This window comes from Streptomyces sp. NPDC014727 (genome assembly GCF_043083485.1).
GTDB lineage: Bacteria > Actinomycetota > Actinomycetes > Streptomycetales > Streptomycetaceae > Streptomyces.
The window spans coordinates 183,503-208,245 of record NZ_JBIBYR010000001.1; the positions used below are offsets into that span (position 1 = coordinate 183,503).

21 protein-coding genes and 1 pseudogene are annotated in these 24,743 nt (G+C 71.1%); 9 read left to right on the top strand and 13 right to left on the bottom strand.

Going from position 1 to position 24,743, the window contains the following annotated elements:
• Positions 1-104: 104 nt before the first annotated feature.
• The 7 genes from ACF1B9_RS00875 to ACF1B9_RS00905 all read right to left on the bottom strand — a co-directional run bounded on the left by ACF1B9_RS00875 (position 105) and on the right by ACF1B9_RS00905 (position 6,556).
• Positions 105-1,046 (bottom strand): N-acetylmuramoyl-L-alanine amidase, encoded by a 942-nt coding sequence (locus ACF1B9_RS00875; RefSeq protein ID WP_391742067.1) that lies wholly within the window; start codon positions 1,044-1,046, stop codon positions 105-107.
• A gap of 40 nt (positions 1,047-1,086) precedes the next feature.
• A complete protein-coding gene (locus tag ACF1B9_RS00880; protein ID WP_391742291.1) occupies positions 1,087-1,674 on the bottom strand; it encodes a class I SAM-dependent methyltransferase in 588 nt (195 codons plus the stop codon).
• Between the two features lie 201 nt (positions 1,675-1,875).
• Positions 1,876-2,334: a type II toxin-antitoxin system VapC family toxin gene (locus ACF1B9_RS00885; RefSeq protein WP_391742066.1), complete on the bottom strand. Its 459-nt coding sequence runs from the start codon at positions 2,332-2,334 to the stop codon at positions 1,876-1,878.
• Complete coding sequence (locus ACF1B9_RS00890) at positions 2,324-2,593, bottom strand: type II toxin-antitoxin system Phd/YefM family antitoxin (RefSeq protein WP_391742065.1); 270 nt, start codon at positions 2,591-2,593, stop codon at positions 2,324-2,326. The genes ACF1B9_RS00885 and ACF1B9_RS00890 overlap by 11 nt, the downstream gene beginning before the upstream one ends.
• Before the next feature lie 296 nt (positions 2,594-2,889).
• Positions 2,890-4,218, bottom strand: coding sequence for a M20/M25/M40 family metallo-hydrolase (locus tag ACF1B9_RS00895; RefSeq protein ID WP_391742064.1), 1,329 nt, complete (start codon positions 4,216-4,218; stop codon positions 2,890-2,892).
• Positions 4,215-5,603 (bottom strand): cytosine permease, encoded by a 1,389-nt coding sequence (locus ACF1B9_RS00900; protein WP_391742063.1) that lies wholly within the window; start codon positions 5,601-5,603, stop codon positions 4,215-4,217. The genes ACF1B9_RS00895 and ACF1B9_RS00900 overlap by 4 nt, the downstream gene beginning before the upstream one ends.
• Entirely contained in the window at positions 5,603-6,556 is a 954-nt protein-coding gene (locus ACF1B9_RS00905) for a DUF1177 domain-containing protein (RefSeq protein ID WP_391742062.1), read from the bottom strand. Before ACF1B9_RS00905 ends, ACF1B9_RS00900 begins: the two co-directional genes overlap by 1 nt.
• Before the next feature lie 172 nt (positions 6,557-6,728).
• Here ACF1B9_RS00905 and ACF1B9_RS00910 point away from each other — a divergent pair, with 172 nt between their 5' ends.
• Both ACF1B9_RS00910 and pepE read left to right on the top strand, forming a co-directional pair.
• Positions 6,729-7,559: an IclR family transcriptional regulator gene (locus ACF1B9_RS00910; protein ID WP_351079736.1), complete on the top strand. Its 831-nt coding sequence runs from the start codon at positions 6,729-6,731 to the stop codon at positions 7,557-7,559.
• 98 nt (positions 7,560-7,657) lie between these two features.
• The gene (gene pepE / locus ACF1B9_RS00915) at positions 7,658-8,386 is read left to right on the top strand and encodes a dipeptidase PepE (protein WP_391742290.1); all 729 of its coding nucleotides are present in this window, start codon (positions 7,658-7,660) and stop codon (positions 8,384-8,386) included.
• Positions 8,387-8,451: 65 nt separating this feature from the next.
• Here pepE and ACF1B9_RS00920 read toward each other — a convergent pair whose 3' ends face one another.
• Positions 8,452-10,266 (bottom strand): MFS transporter, encoded by a 1,815-nt coding sequence (locus tag ACF1B9_RS00920; protein ID WP_391742060.1) that lies wholly within the window; start codon positions 10,264-10,266, stop codon positions 8,452-8,454.
• Positions 10,267-10,632: 366 nt separating this feature from the next.
• Between ACF1B9_RS00920 and ACF1B9_RS00925 the strand changes: the two genes are divergently transcribed.
• The 3 genes and pseudogenes from ACF1B9_RS00925 to ACF1B9_RS00935 form a co-directional block, all read left to right on the top strand.
• The gene (locus ACF1B9_RS00925; RefSeq protein ID WP_391742059.1) at positions 10,633-12,810 is read left to right on the top strand and encodes an acyl-CoA dehydrogenase; all 2,178 of its coding nucleotides are present in this window, start codon (positions 10,633-10,635) and stop codon (positions 12,808-12,810) included.
• Between the two features lie 72 nt (positions 12,811-12,882).
• A complete protein-coding gene (locus ACF1B9_RS00930) occupies positions 12,883-14,079 on the top strand; it encodes a lipid-transfer protein (RefSeq protein WP_391742289.1) in 1,197 nt (398 codons plus the stop codon).
• A 99-nt stretch (positions 14,080-14,178) separates the two neighbouring features.
• Positions 14,179-14,895, top strand: a pseudogene (locus ACF1B9_RS00935) (MFS transporter); the annotation flags it as partial.
• 25 nt (positions 14,896-14,920) lie between these two features.
• On the opposite strand, the gene ACF1B9_RS00940 reads toward ACF1B9_RS00935, so the two are convergent.
• The 4 genes from ACF1B9_RS00940 to ACF1B9_RS00955 are packed head-to-tail and all read right to left on the bottom strand — an operon-like array spanning position 14,921 to position 18,472.
• Positions 14,921-15,553: a response regulator gene (locus ACF1B9_RS00940; protein WP_391742288.1), complete on the bottom strand. Its 633-nt coding sequence runs from the start codon at positions 15,551-15,553 to the stop codon at positions 14,921-14,923.
• A gap of 5 nt (positions 15,554-15,558) precedes the next feature.
• Complete coding sequence (locus ACF1B9_RS00945) at positions 15,559-16,791, bottom strand: sensor histidine kinase (protein WP_391742057.1); 1,233 nt, start codon at positions 16,789-16,791, stop codon at positions 15,559-15,561.
• 11 nt (positions 16,792-16,802) lie between these two features.
• Positions 16,803-17,522 (bottom strand): ABC transporter permease, encoded by a 720-nt coding sequence (locus ACF1B9_RS00950; protein ID WP_391742056.1) that lies wholly within the window; start codon positions 17,520-17,522, stop codon positions 16,803-16,805.
• On the bottom strand, positions 17,522-18,472 hold the full coding sequence (locus ACF1B9_RS00955; RefSeq protein WP_391742055.1) for an ABC transporter ATP-binding protein: 951 nt from the start codon (positions 18,470-18,472) through the stop codon (positions 17,522-17,524). Before ACF1B9_RS00955 ends, ACF1B9_RS00950 begins: the two co-directional genes overlap by 1 nt.
• 277 nt (positions 18,473-18,749) lie before the next feature.
• On the opposite strand from ACF1B9_RS00955, the gene ACF1B9_RS00960 reads away from it, so the two are divergent.
• From ACF1B9_RS00960 to ACF1B9_RS00970, 3 genes are all read left to right on the top strand, one after another.
• Positions 18,750-19,622 carry a MaoC/PaaZ C-terminal domain-containing protein gene (locus ACF1B9_RS00960; RefSeq protein WP_391742053.1) on the top strand — a complete coding sequence of 291 codons (873 nt, stop codon included), beginning with the start codon at positions 18,750-18,752 and terminating at the stop codon, positions 19,620-19,622.
• 43 nt (positions 19,623-19,665) lie between these two features.
• Positions 19,666-20,742, top strand: a complete 1,077-nt coding sequence (locus tag ACF1B9_RS00965) for a Zn-dependent alcohol dehydrogenase (protein ID WP_391742052.1) — start codon at positions 19,666-19,668, stop codon at positions 20,740-20,742.
• A gap of 62 nt (positions 20,743-20,804) precedes the next feature.
• Positions 20,805-21,746: a 3-oxoacyl-ACP reductase gene (locus ACF1B9_RS00970; protein ID WP_391742051.1), complete on the top strand. Its 942-nt coding sequence runs from the start codon at positions 20,805-20,807 to the stop codon at positions 21,744-21,746.
• Between the two features lie 374 nt (positions 21,747-22,120).
• On the opposite strand, the gene ACF1B9_RS00975 is transcribed toward ACF1B9_RS00970, so the two are convergent.
• A complete protein-coding gene (locus ACF1B9_RS00975) occupies positions 22,121-23,425 on the bottom strand; it encodes a hypothetical protein (RefSeq protein WP_391742049.1) in 1,305 nt (434 codons plus the stop codon).
• A gap of 197 nt (positions 23,426-23,622) precedes the next feature.
• Between ACF1B9_RS00975 and ACF1B9_RS00980 the strand changes: the two genes are divergently transcribed.
• A complete protein-coding gene (locus ACF1B9_RS00980; protein WP_391742047.1) occupies positions 23,623-24,657 on the top strand; it encodes an ABC transporter substrate-binding protein in 1,035 nt (344 codons plus the stop codon).
• Positions 24,658-24,743 lie beyond the last annotated feature (86 nt).

Sequence of the window (24,743 nt, forward strand, 5' to 3'; positions counted from 1 at the left end):
CTCCCCAATCGTACGGATGAATCTATCGTCTGCCCGGCAGGGTCGTGCCCCTGCCCGGACCCTGGACGCACTTCCCCCCAATTTCGCCTCAGAACCACCTCTTGTTACCCCTTGAGGTAGCTGCTGATGCCATCGGCAATGCCCTGCGCAGCCTTCTGACGCCAGTTCGCGCTGGTGAGCAGAGCGGCGTCCTTCGGATCACGCATATTGCCGCATTCGATGAACACTTTGGGCACGGTCGACAAATTAAGTCCGCCCAGATCCTTGCGGATGTCCAACCCGCTATTGCCGCCGATGTAATTGGAAGGCGCACTTCCGGTATCGCGGACGAAGAGACCTGCGATCCGGGTACCGAGGTCGCGGGACGGCTCGACGATCTTCGTGGTGTCCGCCTTCCCGCCCCGCACCGGCCCGGGGAGGATCACATGGAAGCCGCGGTTGCCGGCCGCGGACCCGTCCGCGTGCACCGAGACCACCGCATCGGCCTTGGCCTCGTTGCCGATTCGGGCCCGCTCGTCGACACACGGGCCGTACGGACGGTCGTTGTCGTACGTCAGCACGACGTGCGCGCCCTGCGCCTCCAGGAGCGTGCGCAGCCGGTGCGACACATCCAGGGTGAACTCGGCTTCCGGATAGCCGGAGTTGGTCGAGGTGCCGGTGGTGTCGCACTCCTTGTGCGCGGTGCCGATGTCGACCTGGCGGTTGATCTCGCGGGTGTGCAGGCGGTTGTTCGGGTTGTGCCCGGGGTCGATGACGACGGTCCTGCCCGACAGCGGCCCGGAGGCCCGGCCGCCCGTGGACCTGGAGGGCTTCGCCGAAGGGGCGGGGGAGGCGGACGTCCTCCCCGGAGCCGGAGCGGTCCTCGACGGCGAGGCCGGCTGCGGCGCCGCGGAGGTGCCGCCGCCCTGCCGGGGCTCGGCCCGCGCTCCGCCGCTGTCGTCGCCCGCGCCGCAGCCCGCAGCGGTCAGGCACACGGTGGCGAGCGCTGCGGCGGCGAGCAGGGGGCGGCGGCGCGGGGTGGGGGGAACGCTCTCGTCGTACGGCATCACGCGATGCTATCGGGGCGCGCCTCAGATACCCGGCGCCTCAGATACCCGGTCCCGTGCGCCGCAGCACACGCAGCGAATCCGTTGCCGAGACCTCGGTGAACGCGCCGGAGGCCAGTGCCCGCAGATAGATCCGGTACGGGGCCTGGCCGCCGTGCGCCGGGTCCGGGAACACGTCGTGGATCACCAGCAGCCCGCCCTCGGCGACATGCGGCGCCCAGCCCTCGTAGTCACCGCCCGCGTGCTCGTCGGTGTGCCCGCCGTCGATGAAGACGAAGCCGAGCTTCCCGCTCCAGACGGCGGCGACCTGCAAAGACCGTCCGACCAGGGCCACGACGTGGTCTTCGAGACCCGCCGCGTGCAGGGTCCGGCGGAACGTCGGCAGCGTGTCCATCCGGCCGACCTCCGGATCCACGACGGTCGGGTCGTGGTACTCCCAGCCCGGCTGCTGCTCCTCGCTGCCGCGGTGGTGATCGACGGTGAGGGCCGTCACACCGGCCGCGCGGGCGATGTCGGCGAGCAGGATGGTGGAGCGTCCGCAGTACGTGCCGACCTCAAGGACCGGCAGCCCCAGCGCGGCGGCCTCGGCGGCGGCCGCGTACAGCGCGAGTCCCTCGACCACCGGCATGAAGCCCTTGGCGGCCTGGAAGGCGGCGAGAATCTCGGGCGACGGCTCGGCGACGGACTCGGCGGGCACGGGTTCCTCCTGGTGGGGACGGTTCTGCGGGGCACGCGTTTCGACGGCGCCCCATCGTGCCGTACGCCCCCGCCGAGGGCGTCGGCGGGGGCGTACGAGGGGTGAGCCCGGGTCGGGTCGCACCCCGACGGCCTATCGATCGTGGAGGACCCGCGGTCGCGTGACAGGGACAACAGTGAGCAGGTCGTCCAGCCCCTTGAAATCGTCGGGATTCGTGGTGAAGAGCGGAAGCTCCTCGGCGAGGGCGATGGACGCGATCATCAAGTCGGCCACCCGGCGCCGCGGTTTGCGGCCGGCACCGATCACGGCAGCGCAGACCCTGCCATAGATCCGTGCTGCCTCCGCGTCGAAGGGGATCGGGTCGAACTCGTTCTCGGCACGCTGGAGGACGTCGAGCCGTCGGGCCCGCTCGGCGTATTCGTCGTAGTCGTCCTGTTCTTCGTTCCGCCTCACCTCGTGCGGGCCGGCGGACAGCTCGGCCAGGGTGATGGCGCTGATCGCCACCTCGGCCGGGAGTTCCTCGGGATTCACCCACCTGCGAAGAATCATGATGTTGGTGTCGAGCAGACCCTGGTCGTACTCAGCGCGCATAGGGATCGTCCGGCCTCTGCTCGGCGGTGGCCTCCTGATCCGCCCGGAAGGCTTCCAGCGAAATGTCGGGAGCGGTGCGGGACATGGCGGTGAACTCGCCGCGCGGGACGAACCGTCTGCGTCGGCGCAGTGGGATCAGCTCGCCGATGCGATGGCCGTCCCGCGTGACGGTGAAAGCATGCCCGTCCTGCACGGCGTCCATGATCTCTTTGGACCTGTTGCGCAGGTCGCGTTGAGTGATCTCCTGCTGTGCTGCCATGACATCCACAGTAACGTCGGGTGCTATTGGGTGCTACTAGATGTCACACCATGGTGTGTGCGTCTCCGCGAATACGTCAGGGGCGCCTCGCTCGGCCGAGTCCGCCGACGAGCGGTCGAGAGACCCTCTCGTGAGCCCGAAGTCCTGATCGTGAACCCGCACAATCGGTGAACCCGCCACGCCGGGCCGTGAACCCGCGATGCCGTACGCCCCCGCCGAGCGGAAGTCGCGTTCGGCGGGGGCGTACGAGGGGTGAGCCCGGGTCGGGGCGCCCCGGCGGGGCTGCGACATGGAGGTCAGCAGCTCTGCCAGAGTCGGGTCATGACGCGGACGCCGAAGCGCAGGCCCTCCAGCGGGACGCGCTCGTCCACACCGTGGAAGAGGCGGCCGTAGTCCAGGTCGTGCGGGAGCTTGAGGCCCTTGAAGCCGAAGCAGCGGATGCCGAGGTGGGTGAAGGCCTTGGCGTCGGTGCCGCCGGGGTTGCAGTACGGGACCGGGTGGCCGTCCGGGTCCTCGGCGCGTACGGCCGCGCACATGGCGTCGACCAGCGGGCCGTCGAACGTCGTCTCCATCGCGATGTCGTGGTTGACCCACGCGCGGCTGACCGACGGGAGGAGGAGCTTGTCGATCGTGTCGACCAGCTCCTGCTCGTGGCCGGGCAGGAAGCGGCCGTCCACCCGGGCGGTCGCCTTTCCGGGGATGACGTTGGTCTGGTAGCCCGCGTTGAACATGGTGGGGTTCGCGGAGTTGCGGAGCACCACCTGCATGAAGTCGCAGACCGGGCCCAGCCGCTCCAGGCTGCCCTCGATGTCGTTCTCGTCGAACTCGACGCCGTAGAGGCGGGCGGCCTCTTCGAGCAGGGCGCGGACCGGTGCGATCAGGCGGATCGGGAAGGTCTCGCGGCCGATGCGGGCCAACGACTCCGCGAGGTCGGTGACCGCGTTCTCGTCGTTGGGGGACGAGCCGTGGCCGGCCCGGCCGGTGGCGGTGAGCTCCATCCAGGCCATGCCGCGCTGGGCGTTCTCGATCGGGTAGAGGCGACGGGTGTCGTCGATGGCGAAGGAGAAGCCGCCGCCCTCGCCGATCGCCTCGGTCACGCCGGAGAAGAGCTCGGGGCGGTGCTCGACCAGCCAGTGGGCGCCGAACTTGCCGCCCGCCTCCTCGTCGGCGAGGAAGGCGAGGACCAGGTCACGGGACGGCTTGGTGCCGGTACGGGCGAAGTGGCGGGCGGTGGCCAGCATGACGGCCACCGTGTCCTTCATGTCGATCGCGCCGCGGCCCCAGAGGTAGCCGTCGCGGATCTCGCCGGAGAACGGCGGGACCTGCCACTCGGAGGCGTCGGCGGGGACCACGTCCAGATGGCCGTGGACCAGGAGGGCGCCGCGCGTGGGGTCGCTGCCCGCGATACGGGCGATGACATTGGCGCGGCCCGGGGCGGACTCGACCAGTTCGGAGTCGATGCCCACCTCGGCGAGGCGGCTCACCACCCACTCGGCGCTCGCGCGCTCGTCGCTGGTGGGGTTGGAGGTGTCGAACCTGATCAGTTCGGCGCAGAGTCCGATGACCTCTTCCTGTGCCTCCTCGGAGGCCGGGACGAACGAGGCGGTGGGGTCGGGGGTGGTCATGCTGCTCCCACAGTGGTTGTCGCGCGGGCGGCGGGGGCTTCGGCGTCCTCGTCGTCCAGGGTGGAGGTGCCGTACGGCCTCACCCAGCCCAGCAGGCCGAGGACGCTGTACAGGACGAAGGCGGTGGCCAGCGAGTTCAGGGCCGGGATGCCGCCCTCGTAGAACTTGCCGACGCAGAACGCCGCGATCCAGATGGCGATGGACATCGGCACCCAGGTCGGCGAGGACGTCGGCAGGGTCTCGGACTCCCGGGTGTCGTCCAGCGGCTTGCGCATCCGCTTCACGACCCAGTACTCGGCCACGATGATGCCGCCGATCGGCGGGATCGCGACGCCGAGGATGGAGAGGAACTCGGTGAAGTGGGTCATGATCCCGACCGCGGACAGGACCGTGCCGGCGATGCCGAGGACGATCGTGACCGCGCCCCGGTGGATCCGCTTGCCGAAGACGACCTGGAAGAAGTTGACGACGCCGAGCGAGGAGCCGTACAGGTTCCAGTCGTTGATCTTGGCGGTGGACATCAGGACCACGATCACACCGAAGGCACCCGAGGTGGAGAGCACGATGTGCGAGACCTCGTTGCTCTTGACCAGGTGGCCCAGGAGCACACCGGTCATGCCGACGATGTACTCGGAGAGGATCATCGACGAGGCGCTCTGCAGGAAGACGTGCGAGCCCTTCGTGTTGTACCGGGTCATCTCCGGGGCCACGATCGCGCCGGTCATGAAGCCGCCCGCGATGGCGGTGGCGGCGACGGCGAGCGGGATCGTCCGGCCGGGGGCCGGCGAGTGGATGAGCTCGCTGATGGAGTGGTCCTTCAGCGTCGAGACGATCGACCACGCGACCATCGCGAAGAAGAGCGGCGTCACGATCTTGGCGAAGACGGCCATGTAGCGGAAGCCGAAGATCACCAGAGCGGTGATGGCGATGCCCGCCAGTACGCACCACATCCAGGACGGGCCGCCGACCAGCGCCGAGACACTGTTGCCGAAGATCGTGTTCTGGACGCCGAACCAGCCGACCAGACTGACCGCGATGACGAAGCTGACCAGCGCCGAGCCGTTGCGGCCGAAGCCGACCCAGCGGGTCAGCATCGGGGTCGCCAGCCCCTCGCGCATACCGGCCAGACCGATCGCGAAGATCACGATCTCCAGGATCACCGCGCCGAGCGTGAAGGCGAGGAAGGCGTTGCCGAAGGTCATCCCGACACCGATGGTGGCGCCGAGGGTGAACTGCGAGATCGAGCCGGACTGGGCCAGCCACTGGAGCAGCATGGACCAGAAGCCGAACCGCTTGTCACGGGGGACGCGGGAGAGCGCGTAGTCGTCGCTGCCGATGCTCTTGGCCCCCTGGGCCACGGCCTCGGCGTGCGGGGCGGCTGCCATCAGGACTCCTGGGGTGTACGGCCAAGGGTCTGGAGGTGAGCCAGCGACCCGTAGCGGTTGACGAGGTTGTCGAACTCCACCGCGTCGTGGAAGTCCAGGTGGCCGCTGCCGTAGGCCTTGGCGACCTCCACGGCGTAGCGGGCGGCGGACGCGATGTCCGTCTCGTGGCTCGCGCCCGTACCGCAGCCCGGTACCGCGGCGGCCGAGGTGATGGCCAGGCCGACGACCGGAGCGGCCGTCGCGGTGGCGGGCTGCAGGATCGAATTGATGTGGTGTGCCCCGTTACCGTACGGGGTGATGTCCTGCGTGGTCACGGGGTACGTGACCAACGGCTCACCGGTCACCACGGCGAGCAGCTCGCCGAGCTGCTCGCCGACCCGCAGCACCCAGCCCTCCTTGACGGTGGGCGACAGGGCGAGGCCCTTGTGGTTGATGATGCGGTTGCCCTTGGTGGTGTCGATGGAGAGCACGGCCTCCATCTCGCCGGTCACCTCGTGGCGGTTCATGGTGGCGATGTCCACGGGTGAGCCCATGAACGGCACCGGGTCGTGCGGCTCGGTCGGCGCGTCCGGGCAGATGTGGGTGGCGACGATCACGTCGCCGGGCAGCACGTCGCCGCGGCGGCGCATGTCGAGCAGCTTGGCGGCGGTGGCGATCGCGGAGACCGCGCCGTCGGCGTCGGAGACCATGCCGGTCACCTCGGGCCGGGCGCCGATGCCGCCGAGCCGGCCCACCACGCCCAGCGTGCGGGCGCTGCCCCCGGACGTACGCCCTCGGGAGCCGGGGATGCGGACCATCACGAAGTCCGTCGAGCCCCGCTCGCCGGTGACCGTGGTGACCTGGGCGGACGATCCCTCGGCCCCGCTCACGGAGTCGAGGTACTCGGCGACCGTCTTGCCATTGACCTGGGGATCGTCCAACAGCTCGACGATGTCCAGCACGTACTTCAACATGGGGGGCCTTTCTCACTCAGCCGGACACCCGGGGCGGCGCAGTCCGGGCACCCGGGCCGGCGCTCGACGGGGAAGCGCGGGGCGGGGTGCTGAGGCAACATTCGGGATCGGATAGCGTTGAACGCAACTGTTTCCCGTTATTTGCAATTCAGGTCTGAATGGTGAGATGACGATGGCGGACTTCGATCTGGACCGGCGCACCCCCGCCGGGGCGCTGCAAACCGTCGACCGGGCGCTCCTGGTGCTGCTCGCCTTCGAACGGACCCGGCCCGACTGGGGCGTCACCGAGGTCGCCGAGGAGTTCGGCTGGGACACCTCGGTGGCCCAGCGGCTGCTCGCCACCCTCGCCGGGCGCGGCTTCCTGGTCTCCGACCCCGCCACCCGCCGCTACCGCATCGGCCCCGCCGTGCTGCGGCTGGGCAGGCTCTGGGAGCGTTCCGGCTCACTGGAGCTGCTGGCCGGACCGGTCCTGGAGGAGCTGCGCCGGGTCACCGGCGACACCGTCCTGTTCTGTCTGCCGGACAGCTTCCACATGCGGTGCGTCGCCGCGGAGGAGGGCGAGGCCGGGCCACTGCGCTACTACCCGCTGGTCGGCGAGCTCTACCCGGCGCACGCCGGGGCGACCAGCAAGTCGTACTACGCGTATCTGCCCGACGACCAGCGCCACCGGCTCTTCCGGGGCCGCCCGATGGCCCGCTTCACCGACCGGACGGTGACCGACCCGGACCGGCTGGAGGAGGAGTTCCTCAAGGTCCGCGCCCAGGGGTACGCCTGGACGGTCGGCGAGTACGACACCGGCATCGCGACTGTCGCCGTACCTGTGTTTCTCGGGCGCGAGCCGTACGGGAGCCTCAGCCTCGGCGGCGCCGAGGAGCTCTTCCGCGGGGCGCCCGAGGACCGGCTCGACGCCCTGCGCCACGCGGCCCAGCTGCTGGAACGGCGGCTGACCCAGCCCCCGCAGCGGCCGAAGCCCCGCGCCCGCCGCCCTCGTACCGACCGATGAACCAGAACAGAACCAAGAACCAGAACAGAACCAAGAACCAGAACAGAACCAAGAACCAGAACAGAACCAAGAACCAGAACAGAACCAAGAGGAACCCCGTGAATCTGCTGCTGCTCTCCAACTCCACCCAGTACGGGCGCGGTTATCTGGAACACGCCCTTGACACCGTCACCGCGTTCCTGCCCTCCGGTGCCCGGCTGGCCTTCGTCCCCTACGCGCTCGCCGACTACACCGCGTACACCACACGCGTCCGCGACGCCCTCGCGCCGTCCGGCATCAGTGTCCGAGGGGTCCACGAGAACGCCGATCCGGTCGCCGAACTCGCCGCGTCCGACGCCGTGTTCATAGGCGGAGGCAACTCCTTCCGGCTGCTGAGCGCCCTGTACCGGACCGGTCTGCGGGACGCCGTGACCGAAGCGGTGCGCGGCGGGTTGCCGTACATGGGAGCCAGCGCGGGGACGAACATGGCGGCGCCCACCCTCCGTACGACCAACGACATGCCCATCGTGCAGCCGCCGTCCTTCGAGACCCTCGGCCTCGTCCCCTTCCAGATCAACCCGCACTACCTGGACCCGGACCCGGAGAGCACCCACAAGGGCGAGACCCGCGAGGAGCGGCTCACCGAGTTCCTGGAGGAGAACGACGTACCGGTGCTCGGCCTGCGTGAGGGGTCCTGGCTGCGGGTCAACGGGCGCCAGGCCCGGGTACAGGGCGCCCACCCCGCCCGGCTGTTCACCCGCGGCGCGCGGCCGCAGGAGCTTCCAGCGGGGTCGGACGTCTCTCATCTGCTCACGACGACACCGCGGTTCGACGCCCCGGTGCGCTGAGGCCCTTCGTTCAGGTCGGGGCGGGTCAGGCCGGGTCAGGGCGGGTCAGGGCGGATCAGGGCGGATCAGGGTGCGGTGCCGGGGCCCGCGAGCCCGGCGTGATCCAGGCGAGAGGCCCCGGCCGTCAGCACCAGGTCGGCGTCGACCGGCAGTCCGTTGCCCGGGTAGACCGCCGGGCGGGCGCGCGGCGCGTACCCGGCGGCCGATCCGGCCAGCACATAGCTGCCGCCGGACGGGGCGGCCAGCATGTAGTGGCCGTCCTCGTCCGCCACGGTGAGACCCGCCTGCCGGCCCCGGTGGTCGATCAGCGTGACATTGGCGCGGGCCACCGGCGCACCGTCCGCGTCCAGCACCCGGCCGCGGAAGCCGCCCGAGCCGGTCACCGGGCGGGAGACGGAGCGCGCGGTGACCGGCGCGTCGTCCTCGCTGCTCGCCAGCAGCGCCGGGCGCATCGCCTCGCGCCGCGACGGCAGGAAGCCGGCCAGCACCAGCCCGACCACCACCGCGCCCGTCGCGATCAGGAACGAGATGCGGAACCCCTCCATGGAGGGCAGCGACACCCCGCCCGTCCGCACCGAGGTGTTGGCCAGCACCATCCCGATCACCGCGCTGGACACCGACGTGCCGATCGACCGCATCAAGGTGTTCAGACCGTTGGCCGCTCCCGTCTCGGACGGATCCACGGCTCCGATGATCAGGGCGGGCAGCGAGGAGTACGCGAGTCCGATACCGGCCCCGAGCACCACCGCGATCACGACCGTCTGCCAGGCGGCGCTCATCAGCCCGAGCCCCGCCCCGTAACCGATCGCGATGATCAGCATGCCGAGCATCAGCGAGACCTTGGGGCCCCGGCGGGCGGACAGCCGGGCGTACAGCGGGGCGACGAACATCATCGTCAGACCCAGCGGCGCCACGCACAGCCCCGCGACCACCATCGACCGGCCGAGCCCGTACCCCGTCGACTCCGGCAGCTGGAGCAGCTGCGGCAGGACGAGCGAGACGGCGTAGAACGCGACCCCGACCATGATCGAGGCGAGGTTGGTGAGCAGCACCTCGCGCCGGGCCGTGGTCCGCAGATCGACCAGCGGGGCCGGGCTGCGCAGCTCGAAGAGGCCCCACAGGACGAGGATCACCACGGCGGCGGCGATCAGTCCGAGCGTGCTGCCCGAGGTCCAGCCCCAGTCACTGCCCTTGGTGACGGGCAGCAGCAGACAGACCAGGCCGAGGGAGAGCCCGAGCGCGCCGACCAGGTCGAACCGGCCGGGAGCGCGCAGCGTGGTCTCCGGTACGACGAGGACGGTGAGCGCCATCGAGAGCACGCCGAGGCCGGCCGCGCCGAAGAACAGGGTGTGCCAGTCGGCGTGCTGGGCCACCAGCGCGGCGGCGGGCAGCGCGAGTCCACCGCCCACCCCGATCGAGGAGCTCATCAGTGCCATCGCCGAGCCGAGCTTCTCGCGCGGCAGTTCGTCGCGCATGATGCCGATGCCCAGCGGGATGGCGCCCATGGCGAAGCCCTGGAGCGCGCGCCCCACGATCATGATCACGAGATCGTCGGTGAAGGCGCATATCAGTGAACCGATCACCATCACGGCGAGACTGGCGAGCAGCATCTTCCGCTTGCCGTAGAGGTCGCCGAGCCGCCCCATGATCGGGGTCGCGACGGCCCCCGCGAGCAGGGTCGCGGTCATCACCCAGGTGGCGTTGGACGGATCGGTGTGCAGCAGGGCGGGCAGATCCTTGATGACGGGGACGAGCAGGGTCTGCATCACCGCGACGGTGATACCCGCGAAGGCGAGTACGGGGACGACCCCGCCGCCCGCCCTGCGCGGCCGCGGATCGGGGAGTTCCCCGCTGTGCTGTTCGTTCGTCGGCTGTGGCATACGTGCGGCCTCCGGGCGGCGTGATCGAGGGTGTGGAGCGGGGTGCGGATCCGGCGCGGGCAGCGCCGACCGCCAAGTATGTGCAGGGTGAAACCTTCCTTGTCGCCGGGGTATTCCGGTGAACGAGGAGCGAACGGGGCACGACGGCGCGAACGAGGCACGGCCGCGCACTCGGCCCGGAGCGTGCGCCGATCCGGGCGCCCCGAACCGCTCCATCGCTCGTTCCCGGCCGTTCCCCGGACATCCCTCCGACCCTCCCTGAGGCCATCCCACCGACCGTCATCCGACGCTGCGCTGACCTTCCGTCAGAATGAAACGTGTTCTACTCTTGCGCCGTTCCAGTGGCTGCGACCGGCGAGGATCCGCATGGGCATCGGAATCACCGAAGAACAGAGGGAGTTGGCGCAGGCCGTACGGGGGTGGCTGGCGCGCGCCGTACCGCCGGAGGAGATCCGCAAGCTCCTCGACGCCGACGCCCCCGGCACCCCCGGCGCGCGCCCGGGATACTGGGACGGGCTCGCCGAACAGGGCCTCCTCTCCATCCATCTGCCCGAGGCGTGCGGCGGCGGAGGCGGTCAACTCCTCGATCTGGCCGTGGTCCTGGAGGAGGCGGGCCGGGCCGCGCTCCCCGGCCCGTACCTCGCGAGCACCCTCGCCTCCGCCGTGCTGCACGCGGCGGGTGCGGACGAGCAAGTGCGCGACCTCGCGGCCGGTACGCGCATCGGCGCCGTCGCGCTCGGCCCCGGCACCCTGACCGCAGTGGAGCACGGGGACGGCCATCTCCTCGACGGCACGGCCCCGCCGGTCCTCTCCGGCGCCGACGCCGACCTCCTCCTGCTCTCCGCCGAAACGGCCACCGGCACCCTGTGGTTCGCCGTCGACGCCGCCACCCGAGGGCTGACCGCCCGCCCGCACCGAAGCGCCGACCCGACCCGTCCCACGGCCGAGATCCGCGCCGAGGGCGTACTCGTCCCCGCGCAACGCGTCGTACGGACCGACACCGCGCACGTCCGTGATCTCGCCGCCGTCCTCTTCTCCGCCGAAGCGTGCGGAACCGCGGCCAGGGCGCTGCACACCGCGGCCGAGTACGCCAAGGTCCGCGAACAGTTCGGCCGCCCCATCGGGCAGTTCCAGGGCATCAAGCACCTCTGCGCCGACATGCTCGTACGGGTCGAGCGGGCCCGCGCGCTGGTGTGGGACGCGGCCCGCGCCGCCGACGAGGAGGACCCGGACGTGCGGTCCATGGTCGCCGCCCTCGCCGCGTCGGACGCCCTCGACGCCGCCTACGGCTGCGCCAAGGACTGCGTCCAGATCCTCGGCGGCATCGGCTTCACCTGGGAACACGACGCCCATCTGTATCTGCGCCGGGCCCTGGTGGCCCGGCAACTGCTGGGGGCCGGCGATGCCCACCGGCTGCGGGCCGCCCGGCTGGCCGAGGGCGGGGCGCGCCGCGAGCTCGTCCTCGAACTCCCCGCCGAGGCCGCCGCCCACCGCGCCGAGGCGCGCGAGGCCGTAGCCACCGCCCGGGGCCTCGACCCGAAGACCGCCCGCCGCGCCCTCGCGCCCACCGGCCACGCCGCTCCGTACCTCCCCGCCCCCTACGGTCTGGGCGCCGGACCCGTCCAGCAGCTCGCCGTGCAGCAGGAGTTGAGGGCTCAAGGGGTGAAGCTGAGCGATCTCGGGATCGCCACCTGGGTGGTGCCCTCGCTCCTCGCCCACGGGACACCGCAGCAGCAGGAGCGCTATGTGCTGCCCACCCTGCGCGGCGAACTCCTCTGGTGCCAGCTGTTCTCCGAACCCGGCGCGGGCTCCGATCTCGCCTCGCTCCGCACGAGGGCGGAGCGGACCGAGGAGGGCTGGCGGATCAACGGACAGAAGGTGTGGACGAGCGCCGCCCGGTCGGCCGACCACGGAATCCTGCTGGCCAGGACCGACCCGGACGCCCCCAAACACCGGGGGCTCAGCTACTTCCTCGTCGACATGAAGAACACCGAGGGCATCGACATCCGCCCGCTGAAGGAGATCACCGGCGACTGTCTCTTCAACGAGGTGTACTTCGACGACGTCCTGCTGCCCGCCGACGCCGTCGTCGGCGAGATCGACGACGGCTGGCGGGTCGCCCGCAACACCCTCGGCAACGAACGCGTCCACATGGCCGACCAGATGACCTTCGACACCGGCCTGGAGGCGTTGATCGCCCGCTCCGGCGAACTCGACGGCACGTACCGGGCCCGTATCGGAGCACTCGCGGCCGAGGCCCACGCACTCGCCTGCATCGGACTGCGGACCACCCTGCGGCAGGTGTCCGGCCTGGAACCGGGCGCGGGGGCCTCCGTCCGCAAACTCGTCCAGACCACCCATCAGCAGAAGGTCGCCGAACTGGCCCTCGAACTCCTCGGCCCGGCCGGCGCGGTCGGCGAAGGCGCGGGGGAGCGGGCCGTGCACGGCTTCCTGATGTCCCGCTGTCTGACCATCGCGGGCGGCACCACCCAGGTTCAGCTCAATGTCGTCGCCGAGCGCATCCTCGGCCTCCCGCGCGATTGAAGGGACTTGCCCATGAAGCCCATGCAGTCCATGCCGACGAAGCCGATGAAGCCGATGAAGCCGATGAGGCTCATGAAGGCGTACATCGTCGGTGTCGGCATGACGAAGTTCGAGAAGCCCGAGACCCGCGACTGGCAGTACTGGGACATGGCGAAGGAAGCCGGGACGGCGGCGCTCGCCGATGCCTCGCTCACCTACGATCAGGTCCAGCAGGCCGTCGTCGGCTACTGCTTCCAGGCCTCCACCGCCGGTCAGCGCGCCGTGTACGGACTCGGGCTGACCGGTGTGCCCGTCTACAACGTCAACAACAACTGCGCCACCGGCTCCACCGCGCTGATGACGGCCCGGCAGTTCGTCGAGGGCGGCGGCAGCGACTGCGTCCTCGCGCTCGGCTTCGAGAAGATGGCGCGCGGCGCGCTCGGTGGCGGCGGCGCCGACGGCGGCGCTTCGGACTTCAGGACATCACCGGTGGCCCGGCACTACGGGGTCATGGCCGCCGCCCACGGCTTCGAGACGAGCCCGCCCACCGCCCAGATATTCGGCAACGCGGCCCGTGAGCACATGGAGCGGTACGGGACGACCGAGGCCCAGCTCGCCGCGGTCGGTGCGAAGAACCACCGGCACTCGGTGAACAACCCGTACGCCCAGTTCCAGGACGCTTACACGGTCGAGGAGATCCTCGCCGCGAAGACCATTCACCGGCCGCTGACCAAGCTCCAGTGCTCACCCACCTCCGACGGGGCGGCCGCCGCGGTCGTCGTGTCGGAACGGTTCGTCGAGAGCCACGGCCTGGGCGACCGGGCGGTCGAGATCGTCGCCCAGGCCATGACCACCGACACCGACGACTCCTTCGCCTCCGGCACCTGCATCGACGCCGTGGGACAGCCGATGTCGCGCGCCGCCGCCCGGCAGGTGTACGAGGCCTCGGGGCTCTCGGCCGCCGACCTCGACGTCATCGAGCTGCACGACTGCTTCTCCATCAACGAACTCCTCACGTACGAGGCGCTCGGCCTGTGCGGCGAGGGCGAGTCCGGGAAGCTCGTCGAGTCCGGCGCCACCACGTACGGCGGCCGGTGGGTGGTCAACCCGTCCGGCGGGCTGATCTCCAAGGGACACCCGCTCGGCGCCACCGGAATCGCCCAGGCCGCCGAACTCACCTGGCAGCTCAGGGGGGAGGCGCAGGGCAGGCAGGTGAAGGACGCGCGGGTCGGCCTGGCGCACAACATCGGGCTCGGCGGGGCGGCGGTGGTGACGCTGCTGCGGCGCTGACGACCGGCGCGCGTCCCGCTGCGTCGCCGGACCGGGCCGGGGCCGGTCCGAATACCGATGTACGGGCCCCTGAACGGCTGCGAGGATGACCGAGGGCCCGCCGCGGCGACCCTGGTGCCGCTGCTCGGCGGGGTGGCCGTGCTCATCGCCTTCGTGGCGGTGGAGGCTTGGACCGCGGAGCCGCTGATGCCGCTCAGGGTGCTCGGTGCGCGGGCGGTGACCTCGGCGAACGCGGCGATGTTCGTGGTCGGTTCCGCGACGTTCTCCATGTGGTACTTCATGACGGTGTACGCCCAGACCGTGCTGGGCTACACCCCGCTGGAGGCCGGACTCGCTCTGATGCCCACGTCGTTGGCCATCGTGCTGGGCTCGAAGTGCGCGCCCCGCGTCATGGCCCGGGTCGGTGCGAAGAACCTGGCGCTCATCGGTACGACCGTCGCCGCCGCGGGCTTCGGCTGGCAGTCCACGATGGGGGCCGACGGCTCCTACCTCACCTCGGTCTGTCTGCCCGGCGTCCTGATGACGACCGGCGCCGGCCTGGCGTCCACCCCGCTCGCCTCGCTGGCCATCACGGGCGCGGCCCCCGGTGAGTCCGGTCTGGTCTCCGGCCTCGTCAACACCTCCCGCACGATGGGCGGCGCGCTCGGTCTCGCCGCGCTCTCCACGGTCGCGGCGGCACGCACCGGCAGCGGAACCGACCCCGAGGCCCTCACCGCCGGATTCGCCCTGGCGTTCCGGACGGCGGGCACGGTGCTGCTGGGCGGGCTGCTGCTGATGGCGCTCTGGCTGCCGCGCCACCGGTCCGCTGCGCACTGACCCGGACGGAGCCGTCCCGTTTTGCCTACAGCCACCCCTGCTGCCGCGCCGCGCGCACCGCCTCCATCCGGTTGCGCGTACCCGTCTTGCCGATCGCCGACGACAGATAGTTCCGTACCGTCGACTCGGACAGATGCAGCTTCGCCGCGATGTCGGCGACCGTCGCCCCGTCCACCGAGGCGTTCAGCGCGTCCCGCTCCCGCGCGGTCAGCGGGCTGGGACCGGCGCTGAGCGCGGCGGCGGCCAGCGCCGGGTCGATGACCGTCTCGCCCCTCAGTACCCGGCGGATCGCGTCGGCGAGCTCCTCGACCGGTCCGTCCTTGACCAGGAATCCCGCCGCCCCGGCCTCCATCGCGCGGCGCAGATAGCCGGGGCGGCCGAACGTGGTGAGGATCAGCACCCGGCAGTCCGGCACCTCCTCGCGCAGATCGGCGGCGGCGTCCAGACCGCTGCGACCCGGGAGTTCGATGTCCAGGAGCGCCACATCGGGGCGGGACAGCAGCGCCGCGTCCACGATCTCGTCCCCCGCCGCCACCTGGGCCACCACCTCGATGTCCGGTTCCAGCCCGAGCAGCAGCGCGAGCGCGCCCCGCATCATCCCCTGGTCCTCGGCGAGGAGGACGCGTACGGCCGTGGTCGGACGGTGGTCCTGCGGCATCTCGTTCACGGGCCCAGCGTATGGCTCGGGGCGTACCCGGCGGCCGGTTTCCCGTCCGTCGGGTCCGGCCCGTCCACCGGCAGTTCGGCGGTGAGCACGAAGCCGCGCTCCGGCCCCGGGCCCGCCTTCAGGGAGCCGCCCGCCGCGGCGAGGCGCTCGGTCAGGCCGGTCAGGCCGGTGCCGCCGATGCCGGGTGTGGCCGGTGCGTCGGGGTCCGGTCCGTAGCCGTCGTCCGTGACCGTCAGCCGGACTCGTCCGGGCGTGCCGTCGACCACGAACGTGCAGGTGGTGGCGCGGGAGTGGCGTACGACATTGGTGACGGCCTCGCGCACCGCCCAGCCCAGCAGCGCTTCCGCCTGCGGGCCGAGCGGCGGTCCGGAGCGGCGGAGCACCGGTTCGATCCCGGCGGCGGTCAGCGCCGAGCGGGCCCGGTCCAGTTCGGTGGCGAGGCTCCCCTCGCGGTAGCCGGTGACGGCCTCACGGATCTCGGTGAGGGCCTGGCGGCCGACGGACTCGATGTCCGCGACCTGGAGCAGTGCCGCATCCATGTCGCGCGGTGCCAGTCGGCGCGCGGCCTCCGACTTGACCACGATCACGGAGAGCGTGTGGCCCAGCAGATCGTGCAGATCGCGGGAGAACCGCAGCCGCTCCTTCTCGACGGCGCTGCGGGCCAGTTCCTGCCGGGTCGCGCGCAGTTCCATCACGGTCTCCGCGAGGGTGAGGATCGCGGCGGTCACGGCGCCCGAGATGAAGGTGCCGTACCCGATGGTCCACGGGGCGGAGCCGCCGTCCCCGCGCCACACGGCGATGGCCGTGGCCACCACGGAGAGCGAGAGCAGACCGGCGGCCAGCCGCCGGTTGCGCAGTATGGTGCCGCAGGCCAGCGAGAGCAGCGGGAAGAACAGCAGCCAGCTTCCGCCGTAACCGATCGCGAGCCCGAACGTGACGACGGCCATCGCCGCGAGCAGCCAGTACGACACCGGGCTCTCGCGCTTCTCCTTGTCGAAGCCGCGGAACACCACGGAGATGTAGAGCGAGTTGAAGACGAACAGCCCGACACCGCCGAGCCAGGGGTTGGGCGCCTCACCCTGGAAGAGGTTGGAGAAGGCGCCCATGCCCATCAGCAGCCAGGGCAGCAGGGCGTACGGGCCGGGCGGGCCCGGACGCGGGTTCTCACACCGCTGAGCGCGCCGTTCCCGACGCGTACCCGTCCACCGATCCGTCCGGTTCCTGGCCATGTCCACTCCTGTCACACGGTCCTCGCGGACCGACGGTACGACGTCACGGCGTACGTACCGAACAGCAGGAGCCACGCGCAGAGCACGGCGATCGTGCCGCTGCCGGGCGCGTGTCCGTCGGTGGTCGCCCAGCCCAGGTCGGCGAACCGGTTGGCGGGCGTGAACCGGCCGATCGAACGCAGCCACCCGGGAAGCAGTTCCAGCGGGAACCACAGCCCGCCGACGATCGCGAAGCCCATCAGGCAGGCCATGTTGACCACCCCGGTGCCCTGCGGAGTGAGCCGGTAGCCGTTCCCGAGGCCGAGCAGGGTGAACGGGAGCGCCCCGATCCACAGCAGCAGCGTCAGGGCGGTCCACTGCCAGGCGGACAGCCGTACCCCGTTGACCAGTCCGCCGGCCAGCAGCACCGTCAGGATCGTCGGCAGTACGGTCACCGAACCGCTGATCGCCCGGCCCACGACCGCGTGCGAAGGGGCGAGCGGAGTGACCCGCAGCTGCTGCAGCCAGCCGAGCGTCCTGTCGGAGGCGACCCCCGTACCGATCGACATGGCGGAACCCAGTGCTCCGTACGCGGCCATGCCGACCATCGAGGCCGTCTTCCAGCCGTCGGCAGCGCCACCGCCGATGTTGGTGAAGAGCAGGTACATCATCACCGGCATCCCGGTCCCGAAGATCAGGAAGAAGCCGTCACGCAGGGTCCGGCGGACCTCCAGCACGATGTAGCGGAACATCACGCGCTCTCCTTCTCGGTATCGGTCGGGGCTGCCCCGGCGGCCGGTGCGGTGAGGGCGAGGAAGGCGTCCTCCAGCGTGGCCCGGGAGACCTGGAGGCCACGGATCAGGCCGAGGCGGGCCAGCTCCACGACGGTGGCGTCCGAGTCGTCCGTGTGCAGCAGCGCCCGGTCCCCGGTCACCTCGACGGTGACGACGCCGGGCAGCAGGTCCAGGCCCTCGGTCGGCCGGCCCGCCAGGTCGAAGGAGACGAGGCTGCTGCCGGCCGAGCCCCTGATCGTGTCGCCGCTCCCGTCCGCGACGATCCGGCCCCGGTCGATGACGACGATCCGGTCGGCGTTCTCGTCGGCCTCCTCCAGATAGTGGGTGGAGAACAGGACGGTGTTGCCGCGCCGGGCGTAGGCCCGCATCGACTCCCAGAACGTCCGGCGCGCCTCCACGTCCAGGGCGGCGGTCGGCTCGTCCAGGACGATCAGCTCCGGGTTGCCGGCCAGCGCGACGGCGAAACGGACGCGCTGGGTCTGGCCACCGGAGAGCTTGTCGACGCGCCGGTCCGCGTACTCGGTGACGCCCGCCAGACAGAGCGCCTCGGCCACCGGCATCGGCCGCGGGTAGGTCGAGGCGACGAAGGTGATCAGTTCGCGGACGGTGACCCTCTGGATGGGCCGCCCGTCCTGGAGCATGGCGCCGACCAGACCGGCCCGGACCGCCTGCTCGGCGGTCCGGCCCAGCACCCGCACCCTGCCGGACTCCGGCTCGTCCAGCCCCAGCAGGAGGGCGATGGTGGTGGACTTGCCCGCGCCGTTGCGGCCGAGCAGGGCGACGGTCTCGCCGCGGCCGATGGACAGGTCGATCCCGTCCACGGCCCGTACGGTCCGGCCCGCCCGGCCGAAGGTCTTGACCGCCCCGGTGAGGTCCACCGCGGCCGGATTCCCCGTTGTCTGCTTCATGGCCACGACGCTACGGAAAGGGACCCGAGGCCCGGCAGGGGTGTGCGTACGGACTTCGCGATGACATTTGTCATGGGTGGGCGACGGGTCCGGCATCGGATCTGACGCCACGTCAGCAGCGGTCTTCACAACTGCTGGACGCTGCGTTATACATGGAGTCATCGGCTAGAACGCGTTCTAGAACGGGGCGTGGAGGCCGGTCCCGCACGACCTCGGTGCGGCCGACGGTGCGGACGGCCGCGCCGAGGTCTTCCCACCATCAAGGAGCAGCTTCGCCATGCCCATTGATGCCGAAAAGGCTGTCGCCGCCGAACCGCGGTCCACCCGGATCAGCTGGGACCACAAGGACGTGCAGCTCTACCACCTGGGGATCGGCGCCGGATCCGACCCCGACCGGGCCGACCCGGCCACCGACCCCGGCGAACTGCGCTACACCCTGGAGTCACGGCTCCAGGTGCTGCCCTCCTTCGCCACCGTCGCGGGGGCGGGCGCGGGCGTCGTCGGCGGCCTCTCCTCGCCCGGTGTCGACGTCGACCTGGCCGCCGTCCTGCACGGCGGGCAGTCCGTACGCGTGCACCGGCCGATCCCCGTGAAGGGCACCGCCGTACAGACCTCGAAGGTCGCCGCGGTGTACGACAAGGGCAAGGCGGCCGTACTGGTGCTGCGTACCGAAGCCGCCGACGACGAGGGCCCGTTGTGGACGAACGACGCCCAGATCTTCGTCCGGGGCGAGGGCGGCTTCGGCGGTGATCGCGGGCCGTCCGAACGGGTCGCCCGTCCCGAGGTCGCGCCCGACCATGTGGTGGAGCGGCCGATCCGGCCCGACCAGGCGCTGCTGTACCGGCTCTCCGGGGACTGGAACCCGCTGCACGCCGACCCCGAGTTCGCCCGGCCGGCCGGCTTCGACCGGCCGATCCTGCACGGGCTGTGCACCTACGGAATGACGCTGAAGGCCGTCACCGACACGGTGCTCGGCGGTGACGTGACCCGTATCCGCTCCTACCGCACCCGTTTCGTCGGGGTCGTCTTCCCCGGCGAGACCCTCCGCATCCGGATGTGGACGGGCGAGGACCGCGTCCGGGTCGAGGTGCGGGCCGTCGAGCGGGACGACGCCCCGGTCCTCGGCGACACCGTCGTCGAACACTCCTGAACCAACTCCAAGAGGTCCACGGACCCATGAGGGGAGCCGCACCATGCGCGCAGCCGTACTGCACGAGATCGGTCAGGACAAACTGGAGGTCCTCGACGACGTCGAGGCGGTGGGCTTCGGCCCCGGCAAGGTGAGGCTCCGCATCCGGGCCACCGGACTGTGCCACTCCGACGTCTCCGCGATGAACGGGGTGCTGCCGCAGCCCGCCCCCTTCATCCCGGGCCACGAGGGCGCGGGCGAGGTCGTCGACGTCGGCGACGGCGTCACCGGGCTGAGCGCGGGGGACCGGGTGCTGGTCTGCTGGCTGCCCGCCTGCGGGACGTGTCCGTCCTGCAGACGCGGCCAGACCCACCTCTGCCTGGCCGGCTTCATGAATGCCGGCACCCCCAACTTCAAGCGCCCCGGGGGAGACGTCTTCGGCTTCGCGGGCACCGGCACCTTCACCGAGGAGGTCGTCGTCGGCGCGGGCTGCGCGGTGCCGATCCCCGACGACGTGCCGTTCGAGATCGCCGCACTGATCGGCTGCGGGGTGACCACGGGGCTGGGAGCGGCCATCAACACCGCACAGGTGGAGACGGGTTCGTCGGTCGCCGTCATCGGCTGCGGAGGAGTGGGCATCTCCACGATCCAGGGCGCCAGGGTGCGCGGCGCCGCCCAGATCGTGGCCGTGGACCCGGTGGCCTCCCGGCGCGAGGCGGCGCTGCGGTTCGGCGCGACCGAGGCCGTGTCCCCGGACGAACTCACCGACGCCAAGCAGCGGATCACCGCGGGCGAGGGCTTCGACTACGTCTTCGAGGTCGTGGGCAAGTCCGCCACCGCCCGCACGGCGTACGAGAACACCCGGCGCGGCGGCACCCTCTGCATCGTCGGCGCGGGCGCGATGGACGACAACTTCCAGGCCAACATGTTCGAGCTGTTCTTCGACGAGAAGCGGATCCTGCCCTCCATGTACGGGGGAGGGGACGTGCTCCGGTCGTACGAACGGGCCATCGCGCTCTGGCGGGCCGGCCGGATCGACCTGGAATCGATGATCACCCACCGGGTGCGGCTCGACGGCATCAACGACGCCCTCGACCAGATGAGGACCGGCGAGTCGCTGCGTACCTGCGTCGAACTCTGATCCCCGTCCTGCTCCCGCCCTGCTCCCTCCTTGTTCCCACCTGAGAGGACTCCGAGATTCCGATGTCACTTCCCCTGGACGGCATGTCCGCGATCGTCACGGGCGCGGGCCGCGGCCTCGGACGCGCCGAGGCACTGGAACTGGCGGGGCTCGGCGCGTCCGTCGTCGTCAACGACTACGGACAGCCGGGCCGCGACGGCTCGGGCGAGGCGTCCGCGACCCCGGCCGACGAGGTCGCCGAGGAGATCCGGGCGGCGGGCGGCCGGGCGGTCGCGCACCTCGGCGACGTCTCCGACCACGACCAGGCCCGCGCCCTGGTGGAGCTGGCCGTCGACACGTACGGAAAGCTCGACATCCTGGTCAACAACGCCGGGATCCTGCGCGACCGGATGATCTTCTCCATGACCGAGGACGAATGGGACTCCGTCGTCCGGGTCCACCTCAAGGGCCACTTCAACACCACGCACTTCGCCGCGTCCCACTGGCGCGCCCGCTCCAAGGCGTCCGGCGGCCCGGTCCACGGCCGGATCGTCAACACCTCCTCGGAGGCGTTCCTGGCCGGATCGGCGGGCCAGCCGAACTACGCGGCGGCCAAGGGCGGCATCGTCGGCCTCACCACCTCCACGGCCCTGGCCCTGGCGAAGTACGGCGTCACCGCCAACGTCATCTGCCCGCGGGCCCGTACCCGGATGACCGAGGACGTCTTCGCGGGCTTCCAGGAACCGACGGACGGCCGACTCGACGCGCTCGCCCCCGAGCACGTCTCACCGCTGGTCGGCTATCTGGCCTCCCCGGCGGCCGCCAAGGTCAACGGGCAGCTGCTCGTCGTGCACGGCGGGATGGTCGCGATCGTCGAACGCCCCAGGGTGGCGGCCAAGTTCGACTCGTCGAAGGAGACGTTCTCCTTCGACGAGCTGGACGAGCTGATCTCCCCGTACTACGAGGACCGGCCGCCGAACGAGACCTTCGCCGCGGCGGAGGTGCTCGGTCTGAAGCGGGGCTGACCGGCACGGACACGGGTGGGCCCCGGCAGCCGTCCGGCTGCCGGGGCCCACCCGTCCCTCGTTGATGTTCCGCGCGGTCAGGCCGCCCGGCCGTCCCCCTCACAGGGGCGCCGATGGCGGCCGTGCGGCTGTGCCGACGTGTCCTCCGTCGACACACCCCCTCGGTGCTTTCCGGAGCCGCCGGCTTCGGCCCGTTCCGCGTCCGCCACCGGCGGACGCGTCTGGGTCGTGTCGGTTCGGGCTTCAGACATGTGGGAAGTCACCCCGTTGTGATCGCTTACGTGTGTGTCACCAGGGCCGATCACGCCACCGCGACACGGCACGGTCGCCATCGGCGACCGTCGACGACGGCTGCGCGGCCCAGGCCCAGGATTTTAACCAGGCGCCGTGCGTCCCATGAGAGGTGCCTGCGCAAGTGGAACCGGCCTGCACACGGGAAGAGTCGAAGTGGCGGCGGACGGTTGCATACCGCTTTCCGCGCCCGTCTCCTTCGCCGGTTCCGCGCCGTGTTCCCCTTCCTCCGGCGCCTCCAGCAGCGCCACCCCGCACGCCACGTTCTCGTTGGCGTACGGAAGTCTGAGCACGCCGTCCCGGGTCCACACGCCGCGACCGGCCTGCCACCCGTGGGGGGCGGCGAGTTGATGCAGCCGGCGCCCCGTGGGACGCCACACCCCGAGCCAGCTGTCCGCCGCCCCGTCGATCCGCAGGGCCACCGCGCAGCTCTCCGGCATCAGGGTCTGCCCCGGCTGGACGGCGAACGGCGTCACCGTGACATCCGCCGGGCTCAGACACTCCGGGAAACGCACCGGCAGACAGCTGCCCAGCACCCCCCACCCGAGCCGGTCGTGCCCCGGCGCGTTTGAGCGGATCAGCAGCAGCCCGCTGTCCGCGTCGGCCAGCAGCAGCCGGTCGTTGCTGTCCGGTGCGATCTGCAGCAGCGGTGTCGTCTCGCCGCCCCGTTCCAGGTTCACGGCGACCGCCTTGACCGGACCGCCGCCCGGCATCTCCCGGTCCAGGGCCAGCATCCGCCCCGCCCGGTCCAGCCAGATCCCGCCGGAGCAGAGCCCCGGCACTTCCGCGACCCGCTCGGGGCCGAAGGCGCCGCCCGCCACCAGCCAGACGGTGGTGGAGTGCGCACCGACCGACAGGGCGTACGCGCATCGGCCGTCCGGTGACGGCGGCAACAGGGTCAGATCCGCGCATCCGACGGCGCCGAGGGGCAGTTCACCGGTGCCGGGGCCGGTCGGATAGAGCAGCGAGAGGGCATGCCGGTCCGCGACCCGGCGCCGGATCAGCACCCGTCCGTCGGCCAGCGGCAGCACCTCGGAGTCCGGTTCCTCCGGCTGGTCCAGGGGGAGCGGTACGGCGTACGGCTCGTGCCCGTCGAGGGTCCAGCGCTCCACGAACCACGCCCGGGCGGCCTCGTCGGACGGCTCCGTGGCGACATCGCGCAGGGCGAGCCGGGCCGCGTAGGAACCGTCGGCGGCGATCGTGAACGAGGCCGGGGCGAGGACTGCCCCGCAGGGCGTGGCGGATCCGCCCCACGCACCGGGTGCGGCGGCCTGCTCCGGCGACATCTCCGTCCCGTCGGTCGCGACCGGCTCGTCGTCCGCCGGGACCGTGTCTCCGGCAGCCCCGGCCGGCCCCTCGGTCCTGTTCTCCATGGCACAGGCAGTCATGGACTGGTCACCTCCGGCAACCGAAGCTAGTTTTCGTACTTCCTGCCGAACAACGCGAGACCTGTCTCTTCACACATAAGGGTGGTGATGGACGGATTCGCCTGAGGGGGAGGGGGTGCCTGTGCTGGCAGTAAAGCGGGTGACTAAGGTTAGGCATTCCTAAGCAAGAGTTGTGTGATCCTCGACTGGAGCAAGTGATGTCCCTTCGTCGCCGCGGTACTGCCGCAGTCGGCCTTGCGGTGGCCGCCGCCCTTTCCCTCTCGGCCTGCGGGAGCGGCGACGGGGGCTCGGCCGAGTCCGAGGGCGGCGGTGACAAGAAGGCGGCCGTCGCGACGGGCGGCAAGGACTTCGCTGACGCCGCGAAGAAGACGGCGGAGTACGGGACGGACGCCAAGGCGGGCCAGTTCCCCCGGACCCTCACCCATGCCATGGGCAGGACCGAGATCAAGTCCGCCCCCAAGCGCGTCGTCGTGCTGGACGTCGGCGAGTTCGACAACGTGGTCTCGCTGGGCGTCAAGCCGGTCGGCTACGCCCCTTCCGAGGGGGACGCGGCCATTCCCTCGTACCTGAAGAAGGACGCGGGCAACCCCAAGAACGTCGGCACGATCAACAACCTCAACCTGGAGGCGATCGCCGGCCTGAAGCCCGACCTGATCCTCGGCAGCCAGCTGCGCGCCGCGGACAAGTACGACGCCCTCTCCAAGATCGCGCCGACCGTGTTCTCCATCCGTCCGGGCTTCACCTGGAAGGAGAACTACCTCCTCAACGCGGCGGCGCTGGACAAGACCGCCAAGGCGAGGAGCGAACTCGCCGACTACGAGGCGAAGGCCGAGAAGCTCGGCGAGGACATCGGCCCGGACAAGCCGACCATCTCCATGGTCCGCTACCTGCCGGACCGCATCCGGCTCTACGCCAAGGCGTCCTTCATCGGCACGATCCTTGAGGACGTCGGTCTGCCGCGGCCCAAGAACCAGCAGATCGACGACCTCGCCGCGGAGATCAGCCCGGAGAAGATCGACGAGGCCGACGCCGACTGGATCTTCACCGGCGTCTACGGGGACGTGAAGGCCACCAAGCGCGACACCACCCAGTCCAACCCGCTGTGGAAGAACCTCAAGGCGGTCAAGGACGGCCGGGCCAAGGACGTCTCCGACGAGACCTGGTACCTCGGCCTCGGTGTCACGGCGGCGAATCTCGTTCTCGACGACCTCCGCGCCGACCTCGTGAAGTAACGATTTCCCCGTTTCTGTCGTCGGGCCGCCCGTCGGCCGCACGACCCCGGGCGCGCACGATCGCGGCGCCGGGGGCCGCGCGGCCG

Coding starts and splice junctions, on each gene's coding strand:
- ACF1B9_RS00880 (WP_391742291.1), bottom strand. CDS start 1,674: ATGCCGGTGGTCGAGGGACTCGCGCTGTACGCGGCCGCCGCCGAGGCC.
- ACF1B9_RS00920 (WP_391742060.1), bottom strand. CDS start 10,266: ATGCCACAGCCGACGAACGAACAGCACAGCGGGGAACTCCCCGATCCG.
- ACF1B9_RS00890 (WP_391742065.1), bottom strand. CDS start 2,593: ATGGCAGCACAGCAGGAGATCACTCAACGCGACCTGCGCAACAGGTCC.
- ACF1B9_RS00875 (WP_391742067.1), bottom strand. CDS start 1,046: ATGCCGTACGACGAGAGCGTTCCCCCCACCCCGCGCCGCCGCCCCCTG.
- ACF1B9_RS00980 (WP_391742047.1), top strand. CDS start 23,623: ATGTCCCTTCGTCGCCGCGGTACTGCCGCAGTCGGCCTTGCGGTGGCC.
- ACF1B9_RS00975 (WP_391742049.1), bottom strand. CDS start 23,425: ATGACTGCCTGTGCCATGGAGAACAGGACCGAGGGGCCGGCCGGGGCT.
- ACF1B9_RS00895 (WP_391742064.1), bottom strand. CDS start 4,218: ATGACCACCCCCGACCCCACCGCCTCGTTCGTCCCGGCCTCCGAGGAG.
- ACF1B9_RS00960 (WP_391742053.1), top strand. CDS start 18,750: ATGCCCATTGATGCCGAAAAGGCTGTCGCCGCCGAACCGCGGTCCACC.
- ACF1B9_RS00955 (WP_391742055.1), bottom strand. CDS start 18,472: ATGAAGCAGACAACGGGGAATCCGGCCGCGGTGGACCTCACCGGGGCG.
- ACF1B9_RS00945 (WP_391742057.1), bottom strand. CDS start 16,791: ATGGCCAGGAACCGGACGGATCGGTGGACGGGTACGCGTCGGGAACGG.
- ACF1B9_RS00925 (WP_391742059.1), top strand. CDS start 10,633: ATGGGCATCGGAATCACCGAAGAACAGAGGGAGTTGGCGCAGGCCGTA.
- ACF1B9_RS00885 (WP_391742066.1), bottom strand. CDS start 2,334: ATGCGCGCTGAGTACGACCAGGGTCTGCTCGACACCAACATCATGATT.
- ACF1B9_RS00950 (WP_391742056.1), bottom strand. CDS start 17,522: ATGTTCCGCTACATCGTGCTGGAGGTCCGCCGGACCCTGCGTGACGGC.
- ACF1B9_RS00940 (WP_391742288.1), bottom strand. CDS start 15,553: ATGCCGCAGGACCACCGTCCGACCACGGCCGTACGCGTCCTCCTCGCC.
- ACF1B9_RS00965 (WP_391742052.1), top strand. CDS start 19,666: ATGCGCGCAGCCGTACTGCACGAGATCGGTCAGGACAAACTGGAGGTC.
- ACF1B9_RS00910 (WP_351079736.1), top strand. CDS start 6,729: ATGGCGGACTTCGATCTGGACCGGCGCACCCCCGCCGGGGCGCTGCAA.
- ACF1B9_RS00905 (WP_391742062.1), bottom strand. CDS start 6,556: ATGTTGAAGTACGTGCTGGACATCGTCGAGCTGTTGGACGATCCCCAG.
- ACF1B9_RS00970 (WP_391742051.1), top strand. CDS start 20,805: ATGTCACTTCCCCTGGACGGCATGTCCGCGATCGTCACGGGCGCGGGC.
- ACF1B9_RS00930 (WP_391742289.1), top strand. CDS start 12,883: ATGAAGGCGTACATCGTCGGTGTCGGCATGACGAAGTTCGAGAAGCCC.
- ACF1B9_RS00900 (WP_391742063.1), bottom strand. CDS start 5,603: ATGGCAGCCGCCCCGCACGCCGAGGCCGTGGCCCAGGGGGCCAAGAGC.